Raw genomic sequence first — 16,849 nt, 5'->3', positions numbered from 1 at the left:
CACATGCCTGAACCCACCGCTCCCGACGAAACGCTCGACTCCATCGGCACGGCTGGAGTGCGGGTGCTGCAACGCCGGAGCGGCTACCGCTTCACGCTGGATGCCGTGCTCCTCGCGCACTTCGCGGCGACCGAGAACACGGGCACTCCAGGTCCCATCTTGGAACTGGGCGCGGGCAGTGGCGTCGTTTCCTTCCTACTCGTGAAACAATTCAACCTCGGCCCCGTGGACGCGCTGGAACTGCAGCCCGCGGTACACGCGCGACTGGAGCGGGCCGTGGTGCTCAACGACTGCGCAGCCCGCGTGAAACCGCTGCTCGGCGACCTGCGACGCATCCGTGAGCTCGTGCCCGGCGGCCACTACGCACACGTCGTGTCCAACCCCCCGTTCCGCGTGGCCAACGCCGGAGTCCGCAGTCCCGACGACGAGCGCGCCGTGTCCAAGTCCGAGGTCGCCTGTGATGCAAGCGACGTGGTCGCAGCCGCCCGCCACGCGCTGATGCCCGGAGGCACCGTCAGCCTCGTGTACCCGGCGTCCCGAGTCGCCGAGGTTCTCGGTCTGCTGACCCGGGCGAAGCTGTACCCCTCCGTGCTGCGCTTCGTGCACTCGCGCGTGGGCTCACCGGCCACGCGCTTCCTGGTCCAGGCACTCAGGGACCGTGACCGGGGACTCGCCGTGCGCCCGCCGCTCATCGTCCACGGTGAGGCACCGGGCGGCTATTCCGCGGAGGTGGCCGCATTGATGGACCCACCGCTCGCGGAACAGATACCTCCCCTCCCTGGGGATACAGGCGATTGAGCTTCTCTACGGAGCGCTCGCCAGCGGCTTTCTGTTTGTCACCTGGAACCCCTCGTCCTCCGAAACGGTGACGAACACTTCGCTGCTCGCACTCACGTCGAGCGTGGTCCGCCTGCGGCTCCTGCCCACCTTGAAGACCACGTTCAACTCGTGCGCCCCGGGCGCCACGTCCCGGATGACCACGCTCGTCGCATTGCTCGAACCGCGCCGCGCCCCATCGAGCGATACCGTGCATGGCTTCTCACAGCGCACGTTGAGGTGCGAGCCACCTTCCGCACGAGCCTGCTCCGCCGCCTCCAGGCTCCGGTCCTCCGTGAGCCTCACGTTCCCCTTCGAGTCCCCGTAGAAGGTCGCCTTCGCACCCGCGGGCACCTCCACGTAGTCGACGAAGAGCCGCCGGTTGAGCAAGGCGGCATTCGCCTCCACGCGGCGCCGCCCCGGCTCCACGTCCTTGAACTCCCACGTGCGGCCATCCCTGCCCAGACCCCGGCGTCCGTCGAGCAGCACCGTGCAGTCCTCGGGACACCGCACGATGGCCACGCTCTTCTCCCCTGCGCCGACCTTCTCGCGCGGCCTCGCGCCCTCGCCTTCCGCCCACGCCGGTGTGCCGGGCGGGCTGGTGCTGCCTCGCTCCACCACGATGCGCTTGTTGCTCGCGAGGAAGACGTCCGCCTCCGCCACGTCCGGGATGTCCGCGAACCCGCTGGCCAGCGGCCGGCCCAACAGGCCCGTGGCCTCCACGCGCCGCGTGCCCGTCGCGATGCCCTCGAACTCCCACGTCGAGTCCGTCACCCGCCGCCCACTCTTCCCATCGAGCACCACGGTGCACTTCTCCGGGCAGCGCACCCGGACGGCGACACCGTCCTGCGCGAGGGCGGGGACGGACAGCGACAGCAACAGGAACGGCCAGCGGGGGGACATGGCCAGGGAGTCTCGCGCCAGCGGGCACCGGGGTCGAGTCACTCCGGATGCGTGCCTCCAAGAAGGTGCCTTCGAGCCAGAGCCGGCACCCGGGTCGAGTGACACCGTAGGCGAGGGTGCCCTCGGGACGGGGGCAGGCTGGGCGGACGTGGGAGATGCGACGCCGGCCTGCCTGCTCGACGAGTGAGGAGGACATGGCTCGGGGTGCCATGGGGAGCGACCGGCCCCAACGTACCGAGGTTTCCGGACTGGCCTCGGGCCGCCTCAAGGAGGAGTGGGAATGAACGTGGCATCGCTGACCGAGCAACCGAGCATCCTGAAGTCAGCGGCCCTGCTGCCACCGCGCCTGTCACTCGGGTCGACGATGGTGGTGCATGGGCTGAGCAAGCTGCGCAAGGAGGGGACGGAGCAGACCGCGGGCTTCTTCGAGCAGCTCGGCCTCAAGCCGGCCCGACCCCTGGTGCTGGCCACCGGCATCACGGAGCTGGTCGCGGGCGTGAGCGCCATCCTCGGCTTCGCCACCCGACCCGCCGCGCTGGGCGTGCTCGTCACCCAGGCATTCGCCATTGCCAAGGTCCACGGGTCCAAAGGCTTCGACAACACCAAGGGCGGCTTCGAGTTCAACCTCGCGCTGTGCTCCATCGCGCTCGGGTTGTTGCTGCGCGGGCCGGGTCAGCTCTCGGTGCACAGCGCGCTGGAGCGCAAGGTGAAGCGCAAGGAGCTGCGCCGCCTGCGCCTGCTGCCGCGCCAGCGGAGCCGCTCGCTGCTGCTGGACCTGCTCGGCTGAGACGCCCCACCCGAGGGCCTGCCTGCCCGGTGCCGCACACCCCATCACCCTGGCTGATGGGGTGTGTGTCGCCTGCCCGGCTGCCGATGGGGCGAGCCCATGCCAATCACCCCCGGACGCCCGGACGGCCCGTAAGATGCGCGGGCCATGCCCTCGTCCGTCCTTCTGATGCTGGCGCTCGCCACCACGCCGGGTGCTCCCTCGGCGCGCGAGCCCGCTTCCACCCACAACTTCTCCACAGCACAGGCGCACACCGCCGAGCTGCTCTCCACCGCGGGCAGCGCGTCCGTGAAGGCCGCGCTCCGGGAGGATGCCGCGTCCGGGCCGGTTGTCACCGCCGCGGGTATGGCGTCCGTGCGTGCCGCACTTGGGGATGGAGTTGGCTCCAGGGGCCGTCCGTCCGTGAAGGCCGCGGTCCTGGATGTGGCTCGGGCTCGCATCGCCGGCGACGCCGTGCTCGCGGGCAATGCATCCGCGAAGGCCGCGGTTCGCGATGCCCACGCCAGCGCCCTCTCGGGAGCTGCGTTCGGTGCGACGCGTGAGGCCGCGGTGGGCTTGCGTCCCGTCGCTCACGGCGCGGAGGCCGTTGTCGTGGCTTCGGGCTCGGCGCGTGACACCGCGAGCGTGATGCATGCGGCGGGTACTGTCGCCGCGCTCCAGGAAGCGACACCTCCTGCTGCCGCACCGGAGTCCGTGCCGCCCACTCCCCCTGCCGCCGCACCGCCCACTCCCGACGCCATCGTCTCCGACGTCGGCCGCGTCGCCGCCGAGGCCGCGGTCAGCGCCGTGCGCGCCGCCGCCGTGGCCCTGCGCACGCAAACCCCCGCCCCCGCCGTGGTCGACGCGGACGCGAGCTACGCCCGCGGCCTCGCGGCGCTCCAGGCGAAGGACACCCGCACCGCCATCACCGAGCTGTCCGCCTGCGTGGAGGCCGCGCCCTCGCGCGTGGACTGCCGCTGGGAGCTGGGCTGGGCGTACCAGGTGGAAGGCCGCTGGACGGACGCGCTCGCGCAGTGGACCGAGGTGAAGAAGCTCGCGCCGGACCACCCGGACCTGGAGACCGCGCTCGCGCAGGCCCAGGGCCAGGCCGCCCTCCAGGAGAAGCTCTCCCGCGCGCCCCAGGCCAGCAACCGCCCTCCCCCGCCGCCGGGCGCGAAGGTGCGCATCCGCGCCGTGGGTGACGTCATGCTCGGCACCACCGTGCCCGAAGGCCACCTGCCTCCCGAGGGCCCCGCCAGCGTCATCGTCGGCGTGCGCCCGCTGCTCGAGGACGCGGACCTCACCTTCGCCAACCTCGAGGGCCCGCTGTGCGACGGCGGCAAGACGACCAAGTGCCGCTCCAAGGGCAACTGCTACGCGTTCCGCTCGCCCACGTCCTACGGCGTGACGCTGAAGGAGGCGGGCGTGGACGTGGTTTCCACCGCCAACAACCACTCCGGCGACTTCGGCGAGCTGTGCCGCCGCGAGACGGAGTCCACGCTCGACGCGCTGGGCATTCCGTGGAGCGGCCCGCCGGGCTCCATCGCCACGGTGGAGCGCAACGGGCTGCGCATCGGCGTGGTGGCCTTCCACACGTCGCCCTCGTGCAACCACCTCAACAACCTGGCCACGGCCACGGCGCTGGTGAGCGCGGCCGCGGCGGAGCATGACCTCGTCATCGTCTCCTTCCACGGCGGCGCCGAGGGCAGCAAGGCGCTCCACGTGCCGGAAGGCCGCGAGATGTTCTTCGGCGAGGACCGCGGTGATTTGCGCACCTTCACCCGCGCCGTGGTGGACGCGGGCGCGCACCTGGTCATCGGCCACGGCCCGCACGTGGTGCGCGGCCTGGAGTTCTACAAGGGCCGGCTCATCGCCTACTCGCTGGGGAACTTCGCCACCTACGGCCGCTTCACCCTCAAGGGCGCGCAGGGGCTGGGCATGGTGCTGGAGGTGGAGCTAAAGGGCGACGGCCGCTTCGAGTCCGCCCGCATCCTCCCCACGAAGCAGGTGGGCCAGGGCATCGCACAGCCGGACCCGGCTGGCGCCGTCATCCCCCTCGTTCGCGGCCTCACCGCCGAGGACTTCCCCGAGACGGGCGCGCGCATCTCCGAGGACGGCACCGTGAAGCCCGCGGGCAAGGGCCCCGTCAGCGCGCGGTGACACCGAGCCCTGTCAGCGCGCGGTGACACCGGGCCCCGTCAGCGTGCGCTGACACTGAGCCTTCCCGACCTCCGCGCACCCGTGCCCACGGGTGCGCTGGTTTCCCTCGGCACAGATTCCGCGTGTACCGCGAGAGACCTGTCACGTCCGCGCCGCGTGCGCCGTCCGTGAGCTGTCTCCCGCCGCACGGTGAAGCCCGGCTGCTGGCCCCACTGCCAGTCTCGTATTTGCGGCTCAAAGCATGACGCGAGCCAGGAAGGCGCGCGTGGCCTCCGTGCGATACAAGGATGGTCGCCGTGCGCGCACTCCGACTGCCACGTCTCTCCTCGCTTCGCGCCTTCGACCATCCCGGCTACTTCGCTGTCTGGCTGGGCGCGCTGGTCTCCACCGTCGGCACCTGGATGGAAGCGGTGGCGATGGGCGTGTACGTCACGCAGGAGACGGGCCGCGCCGAGTGGACGGGTGGTATCGCCGCCCTCACCTTCCTGCCCTCGGTGATTCTGTCGCCTCTCGGTGGCGCGCTCGCGGACCGGTTCGACCGGCGCGCGTACGTGGCGCTGGGCACGGTGGTGCAGCTGCTGCTCGCGGGCGTGCTGACGCTGCTGGCCTTCACGCACCAGCTCAGCGTGCACGCGGTGGGCGTCGTCTCACTGCTCAACGGCTGCGCGAGCACGCTCATCAGCCCGGCCTTCTCCGCGATGCTCGTGGAGCTCGTTCCTCCGCGGGATTTGCACAGCGCGGTGAGCCTCAACTCGGCGCAGTACAACCTGGGGCGCATCATCGGCCCGGCGCTGGCGGGGCTCGTGCTGGCGACGGGGGGCGCGTCCTGGGCGCTGCTCATCAACACCCTGTCCTTCCTCGCGGTGCTGGTGGCGCTGTCGCGCGTGCGGATGCCGCCGCGAGACATGGGCAAGGTGGCGCAGAACCTGTGGAAGCAGATTGTGCACGGCTTCTCGGTGGTGCGGGCGGACCGGGAAATCTCGCTGATGCTGTGGGGCACGCTGCTCGTCGCGGGGCTGGTGGCGCCGTTCATCGGCCTGGTGCCGGTGTTCGCCATCCGCGAGTTCGGTCAGGGCGCCGGGGCCACGTCGATGCTCGTCGCCTGCCAGGGCGCGGGCGCGGTGACGGCGGCGCTGGTGGTGGGCACGCTCGTGGACGCGCTGGGACAGCGGCGGCTGCTGGGACTCATCTCGCTCGCGATTGGCGGGGTGTCGGCGCTGTACTGGTTGTCTCCGACGCTGCACGTGGCGGCGGTGGGCATCGTCCTGCTCGGCGCCAGCTACATGATGATGATGACGGGGCTGAACTCCTACTGTCAGTCCCGCGTGCCGCGCGAGCTGCAGGCGCGGATGAGCAGCATCTACGGCATGGTGCTCGGCGGCGGGTACGCGGTGGGTGTGTGGGGGCTGGGCGCGCTGGCGGACCGCGTGGGCCTTCGCTTCGTCATGGTCAGCTCCAGCGTCCTGTTCCTCGCGCTCGTGCTCACGCTGCGCTTCATGCGGCCGCGCAGCTTCGACAACGCCAGCACGTAGCTTCTCGAGTGGGTCAGCCTGGAGTTTCCATCTCCTCTGGGAGGGGGGTGCGGAGCAACATCAGCCCCTTGCCGCTTCGCGCGGTGATGACGCGAAAGCCCTGCCCGGCAATCCTCACGAGCTCCCCTTCGAGCGCCGTTCCGCTGGCAAGCCACGCTTCCGCGTCCTCCTTCGTCGTGAACGTGTGGGAGACAATCACCGACTCGATGGCGGGGATGTAGAACCGACGAAAGTATTCGCGGTACTCATCCAGCTTCTGGATGTCTCGGACGTAGAGCAGCGCCACCGCTGCGATTCGGAGCGCTTCGTCCTCTGGCGAGCCGTCCGGATACTTCTCGTTCACGGTGCTCAGTTTCTCCAGGACGGAGTCCACGTCGAAGTTGGAGTCGTACCCCATGGATGCATCCGCCTAGAGAGCAAGAGGCGCCAGAATCAACGCGCCGGAGCCGCCCGTTGTGATGATGAATGCAACGCCCGCGATGACGACAACGGTTCCAAGCGTCACCTCGGCCTTGTGGTTCTTGATCCAATCCACTGCCTGGTCAACGCGCGAGAACTCGAGCGTCGCTTTTCTGGCCGCTGATTCCTTTTCCTGTTCGTCCACGCAGTCGTTGTACGCGTTGCCGCAGTCCGCAGTGCAACGTTTGTAATACCACTCGTCGTGCTTGTGGGGGTATGGCGGGCGGCTCTTCCGCCAGCAGTTCCGGAAGCACTCTTCGTGTTCCGCCTGGCAGTCACGGTCACCAGCGCCTCCCGTTCCCGGAGCGGGGCCTACCCCGTGTGCATCCTCGGAGATGAACCAGGTCCGCCGCTCTGGCTGCGGTGCGTGGGCGCACGCGGTGCCAAGCATGGCCAGCATCGTCACCAAGCCAAGCCATCTCATCGTGAGCTCATTTTACATGCTCGCGGCAGGGCTCGTGCGCGAGGAACCCCGAGCCATGCTTCCCGGGGGACACCGTTCACCGCCGGATGCGTGCACCGAGTCCACTGGTAAAGCCCCTGCACTCGCCCACACCTCGCGTTACACCGGGGCCATGCTCACGCGTTCATCCCTCCTCGCCCTCACCGCCCTGCTGCTGGCCTCCGGGCCCGCGCTCGCCCAGCAGGTCCGTTCCACCGAGCCGCTCGGTATCGCGCTCGAAGGCTTCCCCTCTCCGTTCCCCGTCCAGTTCCTCCCCGTCACGCTGGAGGGGCAGGACCTGCGCATGGCCTACATGGACGTGAAGCCCACGGGCCGCGCCAACGGGCGCACCGTCATCCTGCTTCACGGGAAGAACTTCTTCGGCGCGTACTGGGAGCCCACCATCCGCGCCCTCTCCGCCGCTGGCTACCGCGTCGTCGTCCCGGACCAGATTGGCTTCGGCCGCTCCTCCAAGCCGGACGTCCACTACAGCTTCCACACCTTCGCCTCGCTGACGAAGAAGCTGCTCGACACGCTCGGCATCAAGGAGACCGCCGTCGTGGGCCACTCCATGGGCGGCATGGTCGCCACGCGCTTCGCCCTCATGTACCCGGAGTCCACCACGCACCTCGTGCTGGAGAACCCCATTGGCCTCGAGGACTACCGCGAGAAGGCCCCCTGGCAGGCCACCGAGGCCTACTACCGCGAGCAGCTCCAGGCCACCGAGGAGGGCACCCGCAAGTACCACCAGACGTACTACGTGAAGTGGAAGCCCGAGTACGACGTCTGGGTCCAAATCTTCGCCCGGCAGCTCCAGAGCGGTGAGTACCCGCGGCTCGCCTGGGTGGCCGCCGCCACGTCGCAGATGATCTACGAGCAGCCCGTCTCCCACGAGTTCCCCCTCGTGAAGCCGCGCACCCTGCTCGTCATCGGCCAGGAGGACCGCACCTATATCGGCCGCGGCAAGGTGCCCGCCGACGTCGCCGCGACCATGGGTCAGTACCCGCAGCTCGGCAAGGCGGTGGCGAAGGCCATCCCCAACGCGACGCTCACGGAGCTCCCAGGCGTGGGCCACATCCCCCACTTCGAGGCGCCGGAGAAGTTCCACTCCGCGTTGCTCGGCTTCCTCGGGAAGTGAACGTCCTCCTGCCCTCGGGGCTGTGGGCAACTTGGGGACACGCCCCGCGCTCCGCGTGAAGGCCCCGCGCCCTCGTGTCACCCGCCGCGTTAGACTCCCTCCCGCTCCAGGGCACATGGGCCCTGGCGCACTCGCAGGGGGGAGCCATGAAGAAGCTGCTCGGGCCGATGCTGTACATGACGGACGCGCAGTCCACGGACACGTGGACCTTCTCCGTCAACCTGTACCTCTCCGGCACGGACCCCACGAAGCCTCCCCCGCTGCGGCTCGCGTTCCTCGATGCGAGCGCCCAGGCGCTTCCCGGCGCCGTCATCACCGACCCCAAGCTGGCCGCCGACTTCTCCGCCCTCAAAAGCCCCATGGCCGGTGTGCTCTGGAAGTGGAACGTCTCCCTCCCGCGCGCGCCCCACCCGCAGCGCGTCGCCTACCGCTTCGTCCCCATGGACGGCGCCCTACCGCTGGAAGGCCTGGACGACGTGAAGGACGTCGTCGTGCCGGAGCGCGGCACCCTGCCGCGCGCGGCCTTCTTCTCCTGCAACGGCGGCGGCAGCCCCGAGGCGTGGAAGGCCGTGTCGAAGATGGGCCACCCCTTCGCCTGCTGGGAGGACATGCGCGAGCAGCACGAAGACGCCACCGGCGGCTTCCACCTGCTCATCGGCGGCGGAGACCAGGTGTACGCGGACTCCATCTGGTACGCCTCGCAGGAGCTGGTCGACTTCCGCAAGCTGCCCCTGGAGAAGAAGCTCGTCTGCGAGCTCCCCGCGAACTTCCACGACGACATGGTCGCCCGCTACGTGGAGCTGTACTGCGAGCGCTGGAGCGGCACCTCCGGCATCGCCCCCATGCTCGCCCGCGTCCCCGGCCTCTTCACCTGGGATGACCACGACATCTTCGACGGCTGGGGCTCGCACGAGAAGCTCCAGGCCAGCCCCTGGTACCGCACCCTCTACAGCGCCGCCGCCCTCACCTTCGAGGCCTTCCAGCTCGGCGGCCTGAGGACCGTCGACAAGACGCCGGCTGAGCGCAAGCCGGGCGAGACGCACTACCTGCGCACCGTGCGCTTCACCGGCGACGAGTGCGACCTGGACGTGGTGGTGCTGGACCTGCGCAGCGGTCGCACCAGCCGCGTGAAGTCCAGCGGGAAGATTGAGCACGTGGTGATGAACGAAGCGCAGTGGTCCGACCTGGACACGTGGCGCCGCGAGCACCAGGCCGGGGCGGGCACGAAGTACCGGCACGTCATCGTCGTGTCCTCGGTGCCCCTCGTCCACCTGCGCTTCGGCCAGGCCGCGGAGCGTGTCGCGGGGATGATTGATTTACGCGACGACATGCTGGACCAGTGGGAGTCCGTCGTTCACCGCGGCGAGCGCACGCGGCTCATCATGGACCTCTTCCGGCTGGCCAAGGAGTCCTGCTGCGCGGTGACGGTCATCTCCGGCGACGTGCACGTGGGCGCGCGCGGCCTCATCCGCTCGCGCAACCCGGAGCACCTCTCCCCCGGCGTGGCCGAGGCCGCCATCGAGCAGGTGACGTCCTCCGCCATCGTCCACCCGCCCCCCGGCATGTTGGAGTTCCTCGGCATGCGCACGCTGGCGGGAGAGGGCGTGGAGGATTTGCCGTCCTTCATCCAGACGGAGCTGCTCCCCGTGGGCGCCGACCACTACCTGCGCGAGCGCAACTGGCTGTCGCTGTGCGTGAAGCGGCCCAACAACGCCACCTCCCGCCCCAAGCTGTGGCTGCGCTGGGAGGCCGAGCACACCCCGCTCTCCATGCAGGTGGTGGTGGAGCCCCCGTCCGCGTCCCGGTAGCTCGCGCCGCGCCGGCTCCACGGCGACCGGGCAGGCATGCGTCCGTGCCGCCGTGGGGAGCTTGGTGGGCAACCCGCGCGCCCCGACATTGAGCCTCGTAGGCGTGTGCCGGCGTGGGGCTCCTCCCCGCGCCCTTCGACGAGGAGCGCGACATGGCCAACCGGAAGTACGACCCCCTGAAGGGCGGCAAGGAAGCCGCCACCAAGCCTCCCTACGCGAAGGACCGCGTGGAACGGGGGCTGGAGGCGGACGACACGCTGCCGCTCTACTCCGCGGACTCCATCCACGCGACGAGCGAGGCGAAGTTCGCGCTCGACAGCGACGCGCCCGTGGGCGGCGACGTGCCCGACATCCGCAGCCCCATCGACGAAGCCGACGAGCTGGAGCGTGAGCGCATCGGTCGCGAGCGGGCCGAGGCCCGCATGGCCGGACAGGGCGAAGAGGATTAGCACCCGCCAGGCCGCCGGGGCTCGCGAGTGCTCGCGAGCCCCGGCGCTGCCCTGCGGTCCTACCGCCCGGCGCCCGGCGCGGGTGCCGCGTCCGGCTCCACCGGCATCAGCTTGCCCAGGTTGAGCGGGCCCACCTGCTCCTGGATGGTGGACGGGTCTCCCACGAGGACAATCTGCATCGCGTCCGGAGCCAGGTACAGCTCGGCCACGCGCTGCACCTCGGCGGCGGTGGCGTTGCGCAGGCCCTCCACCGTGCGCTCCAGCTCATCCAGCGGGCGGCGCTTGAAGTAGATGGACGCGGCGGTGGCGCCCAGCCCCTCCACCGTCTCGAAGCCGCCGGGGATGGCGCGCACGAGGCCCTCGCGCGCGGACTCCAGCTCCTTCTGCGTAATCGGCCGCTCCTTCAGGCCGGACAGCTCCTTCACCAGCTCGGTGAGGGCGGGGCCCGTCACGTCCTGGCGCACGGCCGTGTACGAGAGCAGCGGCCCCACGCCCAGGCGCGTGTCCATGAACGCGCCCGCGCCGTAGCTGTAGCCCTTGGCCTCGCGCAGGTTCATGTTGAGGCGGCTGCCGAAGAAGCCGCCGTACACGGTGGTGGCCAGCTCCAGCGCGTACTCGTCCGCGTGGCCCGCGGCCAGCCCCGGACGGCCCACCAGCATCACCGTCTGCGCCAGCTCCGGCTTGGGCACCACGTACACCTGCTGCCGCGGCGGCGCGGCGGGCGTGGGCGGCGCGGCGGGCGGCGTGCCCGGGCCCTTCCACGCACCCAGGTGCTTCTTCGCCAGCGCCACGGCCTCGTCCAGGGTGATGTCCCCGGTGAGGATGAGCGCGGCGGCGCGCGGGCCGGCATGGCGCTGGTAGAAGCCCTTCGCGTCCGCCAGCGTGAGCGCCTGCACCGACGCGGGCAGGCCGTCCGCCATGTGCGCGTACGGGTGGTCCTCGCTGAAGATGGCCTCCAGCGCCGCCAGCTGCGCGAGCATGATGGGCGAGCCCAGCTGCCGCACGAGGTCCGCCAGCTGCTGCTTCTTGCGCCGGTCGAAGGCCTTCGCGTCGAACCGGGGCCGAATCACCACGTCCGCCAGCAGGGCGAGCGCCGGGTCCACGTTGCGCTTCAGCACGCGCACGCCTACCTCGGCGCCGTCCGCATTCACCTCCAGCCCGGGGGACACCCCCAGGTCCGCGAAGGCGTTGTCCAGCGCCACCGTGTCCCGCTTGCCCGCGCCCTCCAGCAGCATGCGGTAGGACAGCTCGGCCAGGCCCGCCTTGCCCTTCGGGTCCTGCGCGCTGCCCGAGGCGAAGGCCACGCCGGCGAAGACGAGCGGCAATTCCTTGCGCGTGCTCACCAGCACGGTGAGGCCGTTGTCCAGCTTCGCGCTCTGGAACGTGGGCAGCACCAGGTCCGGCGACTTGCCGGGCTCGGGCGGCTTCTCGCGGAAGGCCTCGGGGTCGGCGGCGGCCGGGGTCGGCGTGGGCGTCTCGGCCGGAGTCGCGCCCAGCGCGGGCGAGTCCGGGCTGGGCGGCGGGGGCTTGGGGTTGCTGGCGCAGGCGGCCAGCGAGACGGCGAGGAAGGCTGTCAGGAGGCGGCGCATCAGTTGCGCTCCTTCGGTTCGATGGGGGCCTGCCGGCGGGCCGGCGGCACGGCGTGGAGGATGACGCGCGCGTTGGGGGACAGCGAGTCGCGCGCGAACTGCTTCACGGACTCGGGCGTCACCTGCTCGTAGCGCGCCAGGTCCTTGGCGATGTAGCCCGGGTCGCCGACGAAGTGGTTGTAGCTCTGGAGGACGTCCGCCTTGCCTCCGGAGCCGCCCACGGCCTGCAGGCCCGCGAGCATGCGCGTGTCATAGCGCGTGCGGGCGCGCTCGATTTCCTCCTGGGTGATGCCGTTCTTCCGCACCTCCTCCAGGATGGCGTCCACCTCCTTGAGCAGCACGTCGGTGGACACGCCGGGGCGGGCCACCACGTCCAGCGTGAAGACGGACTGCGCGCCCTGGCTCTGCTGCGTGGCGCTGACGCTCTGGGCCAGCTGCTTCTCCAGCACCAGGCGGCGGTAGAGCCGGCTCGCCTTGCCGGTGGACAGCGCGGTGGCCAGCACGTCCGCGACGGCGTCGCCTTCCTTGAGGTACGGGGCGGTGAGCCACTGGATGGACAGGAGCGGCAGCTGCGCCACGCGCTCCTCCTGGCGGATGACCACGGGCGCGGTGAGCTTCACCGGGGCGACCTGGGGGGTCGCCGGCTTCGGGTGGCTGGGCAGCGAGCCGAAGTACTTCTCCACCAGCGCCTTCGTCTTCGCGACGTCGAAGTCACCGACGATGGTGAGCGTCGCGTTGGAGGGCGCGTACCACTGGCGGAAGAAGGCCTTCACGTCGTCCACCGTGGCGGCGTTCAGGTCCTCCATCGAGCCGATGACGTCCCCGTGGTACGGGTGCGGCAGCGGGAACAGCGCGTGCCACGCCTTCTCGCGGGCCACGCCGTACGGGGCGGTCTCCGTCCCCTCGCGGCGCTCGTTCTTCACCACCTCGCGCTGGGTGTTGAGCTTCTCCAGCGTCAGGGCGTCCAGCAGGAAGCCCATGCGGTCGCTCTCCAGCCACAGCGCCGTCTCCAGGTGGTTGCTGGGGACGGTCTCGAAGTAGTTGGTGCGGTCGAAGCTGGTGGTGCCGTTGAGGTCGGTGCCACCAATCTGCTCGAGCATCGAGATGTGCACGTCGTCCGCCACGTGCTTCGAGCCCTGGAACATCATGTGCTCGAAGAGGTGCGCGAAGCCGGTGCGGCCGGGCTGCTCGTGGTACGCGCCGACGTGGTACCAGACGTTGACCGACACAATCGGCAGCTTGCGGTCGACGGAGAGGATGACCTCCAGCCCATTGGGCAGGGTGTATTTCTCGTAGGGGATGGCGAGCGCTTCGCGTCCTGCCGCGGGCTTCGCCTCCTGGGTGGATTGGGCGAGCGCCGGTAGCCCGCTGAAGACGAGGGCTGCGGCGACGAGGGCCTTCATTCGAAACAAGGTGCCTCCGGGTCTCGATGCCATGGACTCACGTCCTGCGCTTAGCACGCGGCCCCGGCCCTCTGGATAGGGAATGCGGGCGGGAATGCCGGGCACCGTCGAGTGGTTGGCGCCTCGTCAGGCCTCCCAGGCCCCGGCGTCCGCCGCGAGCGCGATGTCCTTCCAGGCGGCGGGTGTCATCTCCCGGAGCGCACGGGAGAGCGCCGCGTCGGGAGTCTCGTCCTCGCGAGGCGTGAAGCGGGAGGTGAACTCCGGGTGCGCGTCGAAGTCCGGCGCGTGGCGCAGCATCGCCGCGACGAACTCGCCGTAGGCATTCGACGTGACGAAGCCATGGCGCCGCGCCCGTGAGATGCCGGCGAAGGTCCGGCGCAGGGTTTCTTCGTCAGCGAGGCCGGTGAGCGCCGCCGGATGCCGGGCCCGCAGATACTGCACCACCCACTCCGCCAGCTTGCCGTCGCGCGCGCGCTGGAGCGCCGCCATCTGCTCACGTCGAATCACCAGCAAGGCGCATCCTCCGGCGTGGAGCTCCGCTGGCTCCTTCGCTTGACGCTGGATTTGCGGGGAACCTACCATTTCAGCCCCCGCTCGTACGAAGGCTCGATGCCGGATTACCCCCCGAAGATTCTCCCCGCGCAGTTCGCCGACGTCAGCGTTCCCGCCCCCTACAATCCAGGCGTCATCCAGTCGTGCAACGCGCCCGCGCAGTGCGCGATTACGCAGCTGTGGGTGGCTCCCTCCAGCGCCCAGCCTCAATCGTTCAACCCGAACAACAACCCGGAGGTCGCCGCCGCGGACCGGGGGCGCTACCGCGTCGCACCGACGGTGGATGACATCCGGATCCACTGGGAGCTGTCGGGCCGCGAGTACGTGGAGTCCATCGAGCTGGAGCTGTACCGGCACGACGACCTCCCGGCCGTCCCGCTGTGGACGAAGAAGATCGACTTCGCGGGCACCGCGGCGAAGAACGGAGACACCCCGTTCAACTCCCTGGACGACGTGCCCGTGGAGCGTGCGTGCAGCGACCCGTCCGCCGCCGCGCCGGTCATCACGCGCGCCTACGTCCCGGCGGAGTTCCCCGACGACTGTCTGACTGTCGAGCACTCTCCCTACAAGCTCAAGGCCACCATCACCCCGCGGCCGGGCAACGTGGCCACCTACCCCGTCCGCTGGCTCTACCTCGACGTGCTGGTGGGCAACATCCTGCTGGAGCTGGGCCCACAGGCCATCGTCCCCAACATGCCCTTCATCGGCATGCCCGCCGAGCGCCAGGACTTCGAGCGCCGGAACCAGCTCGTCCACACGGAGCTCGTCAACCAGCTCGCGGGCCCGATGAACATCGGCGCGGGGGGCAACGCGCTGCAGGTCCTGCTGGAGAGCAACGTCTTCGGGCGGGATTCGTGGGAGTGGTACAGCAACGCCTTGTACTCCGCGTACGCCGCGCTCTGGGGCGACGGCCCCATCATCCCCATCATCGCCCGGGTGCAGGTGCTGGACGCGGCCGGTGCGAGCGTGGACGCGCCCAGGGCGCTGGGCAACGCCCGCTTCCTGTGGGACTGGGAAGGGGCGAAGCATTCGCCGGGCACCATCCCGGACAAGGACGTGAAGGCCTTCCTCGCCGACGCCGTCCACTACAAGCCCAACGACTGGCCGCACGGGCTCGACAACTGCCACGTGGACCATGGCGGCAAGCGCGGCCCCGGCTCCAGCCCCGTCTTCGAGCCCAACGGGAGCCCCGTCGACCCGGCGCAGGCCGCCAACGGCTACGCGAAGAACACGGTCAACCCCATCCCCGCGCAGATGCCCTTCAAGGTGGTGGCCGCGGGCACCCGCACCTGGGCGGCGTACAGCTACGCGCGCACCGAGGGCGTTGGCGCGGGTCAGACGGGAGTGCCCTTCCGGCCGTCCCGCATGGTCGGGGATGGCTACACGCTCACGTGCTACTTCGCCCCGCCGAACGTGAACCTGGACGTGGCCAACAGGACGGCCGCCCAGCTGCGCGCCGACGCGGGCACGCTGCCCCAGGCGACGAGCCGCGAGTTCACCGTCCGCCGCCTCATGCAGGTCGCCCGGCACTGGAAGAAGACCGCCGCGATTCAGCAGGGCATCTTCAACTGGGACCGGGTGCAGAACCTGCTGCGGCACACGGGCATCGAGCTCCGGGTGCCCCCGGCCGTCTCGGTCGTCGCCGGCGTGGACTACCAGAACGCCTTCCAGAACATCTGGGACGGGCTTCACATGCTCACGCGCTGCGCCTGCCTGCCTCCGGCCCAGCAGTACGCCAATGACTGGGGTGTGAACTTCCGCAGCTACGCGCAGTTCGTGACCGAGGTCGAAGCGCACGTGCACCGGTGCCGCGGCTTCATCACGAGCGACATGGACATCACGCACAACGCCATCGTGCTGCGTCAGCGCACCGGGTTGGGCATCCACACGCGGCTCTGGTACTCGGACGACCTCATCCTCGAGGACGCGGCCCTCCTGGGGAAGTCGGACCAGGAGATTGCGAAGGCCCTCCTCAAGGAGCACCAGGTCCATAGCGAGAAGCTCTACAAGGAGAAGTGCAAGGCGTGGTCGGCCTCGATGCTGCACGACGTCTGTGACGAGCTCACCGACCCGGACATCGAGGGCATCCACCTCTTCCAGTTCGACTACCAGGACAACTTCATGAACTGGTCCATGGCGGCCGAGGCCTACACCTCGAGGACCAACCGCACGACCTGCATGGAGTGCGCCCACGTCCTGACGGCGAAGCAGCGTGAAGACCGCGAGTGCAACTGCGGCACGCGGCTGCGGGGCAACAGCGGCGTCGTGTCCATCTACCCGTGGAGCCGCTACCAGGACGCCAGGACCTGGCGCGAGCAGGGCTTCGCCATCCTCGGGAAGATGGTGGGCGCGACGCCGGAAATCTCGATGACCCACGAGATTGGCCACCACCTCTTCATGCCCCATGCGCCGCCGGGGACCTCGAAGGCCGGCTCGCACCCGACCTTCCACGACGACGGCACGTGGACCTGCATCATGAGCTACAACGCGGCCCAGGCCTCCTCGCTGACCTTCTGCGGGTTGTGCACCCTGCGCATCCGGGGCTGGAGCATGGGCCCCACGCCCGCGCCCACCGGCAACGAGGTGACCACGGCGCTCGCCCAGCCGCAGCAGTCGGCCAGGGACCCCCTGCTCCTGGCGGTGGACCCCGACGCGGCAGAGTGGATTGGCAAGAAGACCGCGATGGAGATTGCCGGCAGCGCCCCGCTCCAGAACTCCATCCGGACCCGGGTCCAGCGCGCCGTGCGGATGGCCCAGGACCTGCGAATCCACGACGCCGCCACCGTCCCGCTCCGCAACCGGGCGAGGCAGAACCGGCACCCCTGAGGGTGC

14 protein-coding genes are annotated in these 16,849 nt (G+C 70.1%); 8 read left to right on the top strand and 6 right to left on the bottom strand.

Annotated elements, in window-relative coordinates; all coding sequences use genetic code 11:
• Window positions 1-3 precede the first annotated feature (3 nt).
• Window positions 4-798 carry a tRNA1(Val) (adenine(37)-N6)-methyltransferase gene (locus ACX9TP_RS00140; RefSeq protein ID WP_482977643.1) on the top strand — a complete coding sequence of 265 codons (795 nt, stop codon included), beginning with the start codon at window positions 4-6 and terminating at the stop codon, window positions 796-798.
• Between the two features lie 6 nt (window positions 799-804).
• Here ACX9TP_RS00140 and ACX9TP_RS00135 read toward each other — a convergent pair whose 3' ends face one another.
• Window positions 805-1,719, bottom strand: coding sequence for a hypothetical protein (locus ACX9TP_RS00135; RefSeq protein ID WP_482977642.1), 915 nt, complete (start codon window positions 1,717-1,719; stop codon window positions 805-807).
• 280 nt (window positions 1,720-1,999) lie between these two features.
• Here ACX9TP_RS00135 and ACX9TP_RS00130 point away from each other — a divergent pair, with 280 nt between their 5' ends.
• From ACX9TP_RS00130 to ACX9TP_RS00120, 3 genes are all read left to right on the top strand, one after another.
• Window positions 2,000-2,506 (top strand): DoxX family protein, encoded by a 507-nt coding sequence (locus ACX9TP_RS00130; RefSeq protein WP_482977641.1) that lies wholly within the window; start codon window positions 2,000-2,002, stop codon window positions 2,504-2,506.
• A gap of 627 nt (window positions 2,507-3,133) precedes the next feature.
• The gene (locus ACX9TP_RS00125) at window positions 3,134-4,645 is read left to right on the top strand and encodes a CapA family protein (protein WP_482982341.1); all 1,512 of its coding nucleotides are present in this window, start codon (window positions 3,134-3,136) and stop codon (window positions 4,643-4,645) included.
• A gap of 296 nt (window positions 4,646-4,941) precedes the next feature.
• Window positions 4,942-6,177, top strand: coding sequence for an MFS transporter (locus tag ACX9TP_RS00120; protein WP_482977640.1), 1,236 nt, complete (start codon window positions 4,942-4,944; stop codon window positions 6,175-6,177).
• 13 nt (window positions 6,178-6,190) lie between these two features.
• Here the strand turns inward: ACX9TP_RS00120 and ACX9TP_RS00115 are convergent, their stop codons facing one another.
• Window positions 6,191-6,574, bottom strand: a complete 384-nt coding sequence (locus ACX9TP_RS00115) for a hypothetical protein (protein WP_482977639.1) — start codon at window positions 6,572-6,574, stop codon at window positions 6,191-6,193.
• A 12-nt stretch (window positions 6,575-6,586) separates the two neighbouring features.
• Window positions 6,587-7,045, bottom strand: coding sequence for a hypothetical protein (locus ACX9TP_RS00110; RefSeq protein WP_482977638.1), 459 nt, complete (start codon window positions 7,043-7,045; stop codon window positions 6,587-6,589).
• A gap of 166 nt (window positions 7,046-7,211) precedes the next feature.
• Between ACX9TP_RS00110 and ACX9TP_RS00105 the strand changes: the two genes are divergently transcribed.
• The 3 genes from ACX9TP_RS00105 to ACX9TP_RS00095 all read left to right on the top strand — a co-directional run bounded on the left by ACX9TP_RS00105 (window position 7,212) and on the right by ACX9TP_RS00095 (window position 10,473).
• Complete coding sequence (locus ACX9TP_RS00105) at window positions 7,212-8,216, top strand: alpha/beta fold hydrolase (protein WP_482977637.1); 1,005 nt, start codon at window positions 7,212-7,214, stop codon at window positions 8,214-8,216.
• A 146-nt stretch (window positions 8,217-8,362) separates the two neighbouring features.
• Window positions 8,363-10,024, top strand: a complete 1,662-nt coding sequence (locus ACX9TP_RS00100; protein WP_482977636.1) for an alkaline phosphatase D family protein — start codon at window positions 8,363-8,365, stop codon at window positions 10,022-10,024.
• Window positions 10,025-10,176: 152 nt separating this feature from the next.
• Complete coding sequence (locus tag ACX9TP_RS00095; protein WP_482982340.1) at window positions 10,177-10,473, top strand: hypothetical protein; 297 nt, start codon at window positions 10,177-10,179, stop codon at window positions 10,471-10,473.
• A 59-nt stretch (window positions 10,474-10,532) separates the two neighbouring features.
• Here the strand turns inward: ACX9TP_RS00095 and ACX9TP_RS00090 are convergent, their stop codons facing one another.
• The 3 genes from ACX9TP_RS00090 to ACX9TP_RS00080 all read right to left on the bottom strand — a co-directional run bounded on the left by ACX9TP_RS00090 (window position 10,533) and on the right by ACX9TP_RS00080 (window position 13,972).
• A complete protein-coding gene (locus ACX9TP_RS00090; protein ID WP_482977635.1) occupies window positions 10,533-12,062 on the bottom strand; it encodes a M16 family metallopeptidase in 1,530 nt (509 codons plus the stop codon).
• Entirely contained in the window at window positions 12,062-13,465 is a 1,404-nt protein-coding gene (locus tag ACX9TP_RS00085) for a M16 family metallopeptidase (RefSeq protein ID WP_482977634.1), read from the bottom strand. The genes ACX9TP_RS00090 and ACX9TP_RS00085 overlap by 1 nt, the downstream gene beginning before the upstream one ends.
• Before the next feature lie 126 nt (window positions 13,466-13,591).
• Window positions 13,592-13,972: a hypothetical protein gene (locus ACX9TP_RS00080; protein WP_482977633.1), complete on the bottom strand. Its 381-nt coding sequence runs from the start codon at window positions 13,970-13,972 to the stop codon at window positions 13,592-13,594.
• A 102-nt stretch (window positions 13,973-14,074) separates the two neighbouring features.
• Between ACX9TP_RS00080 and ACX9TP_RS00075 the strand changes: the two genes are divergently transcribed.
• Window positions 14,075-16,843: a hypothetical protein gene (locus tag ACX9TP_RS00075; protein WP_482977632.1), complete on the top strand. Its 2,769-nt coding sequence runs from the start codon at window positions 14,075-14,077 to the stop codon at window positions 16,841-16,843.
• The last annotated feature ends 6 nt before the right edge of the window (window positions 16,844-16,849 follow it).

The sequence above is a fragment of the Pyxidicoccus sp. M15 genome, from assembly GCF_056858435.1.
Note: the sequence above shows the minus strand (reverse complement) of the source record. Positions and strands in the feature narration are given on the sequence as shown.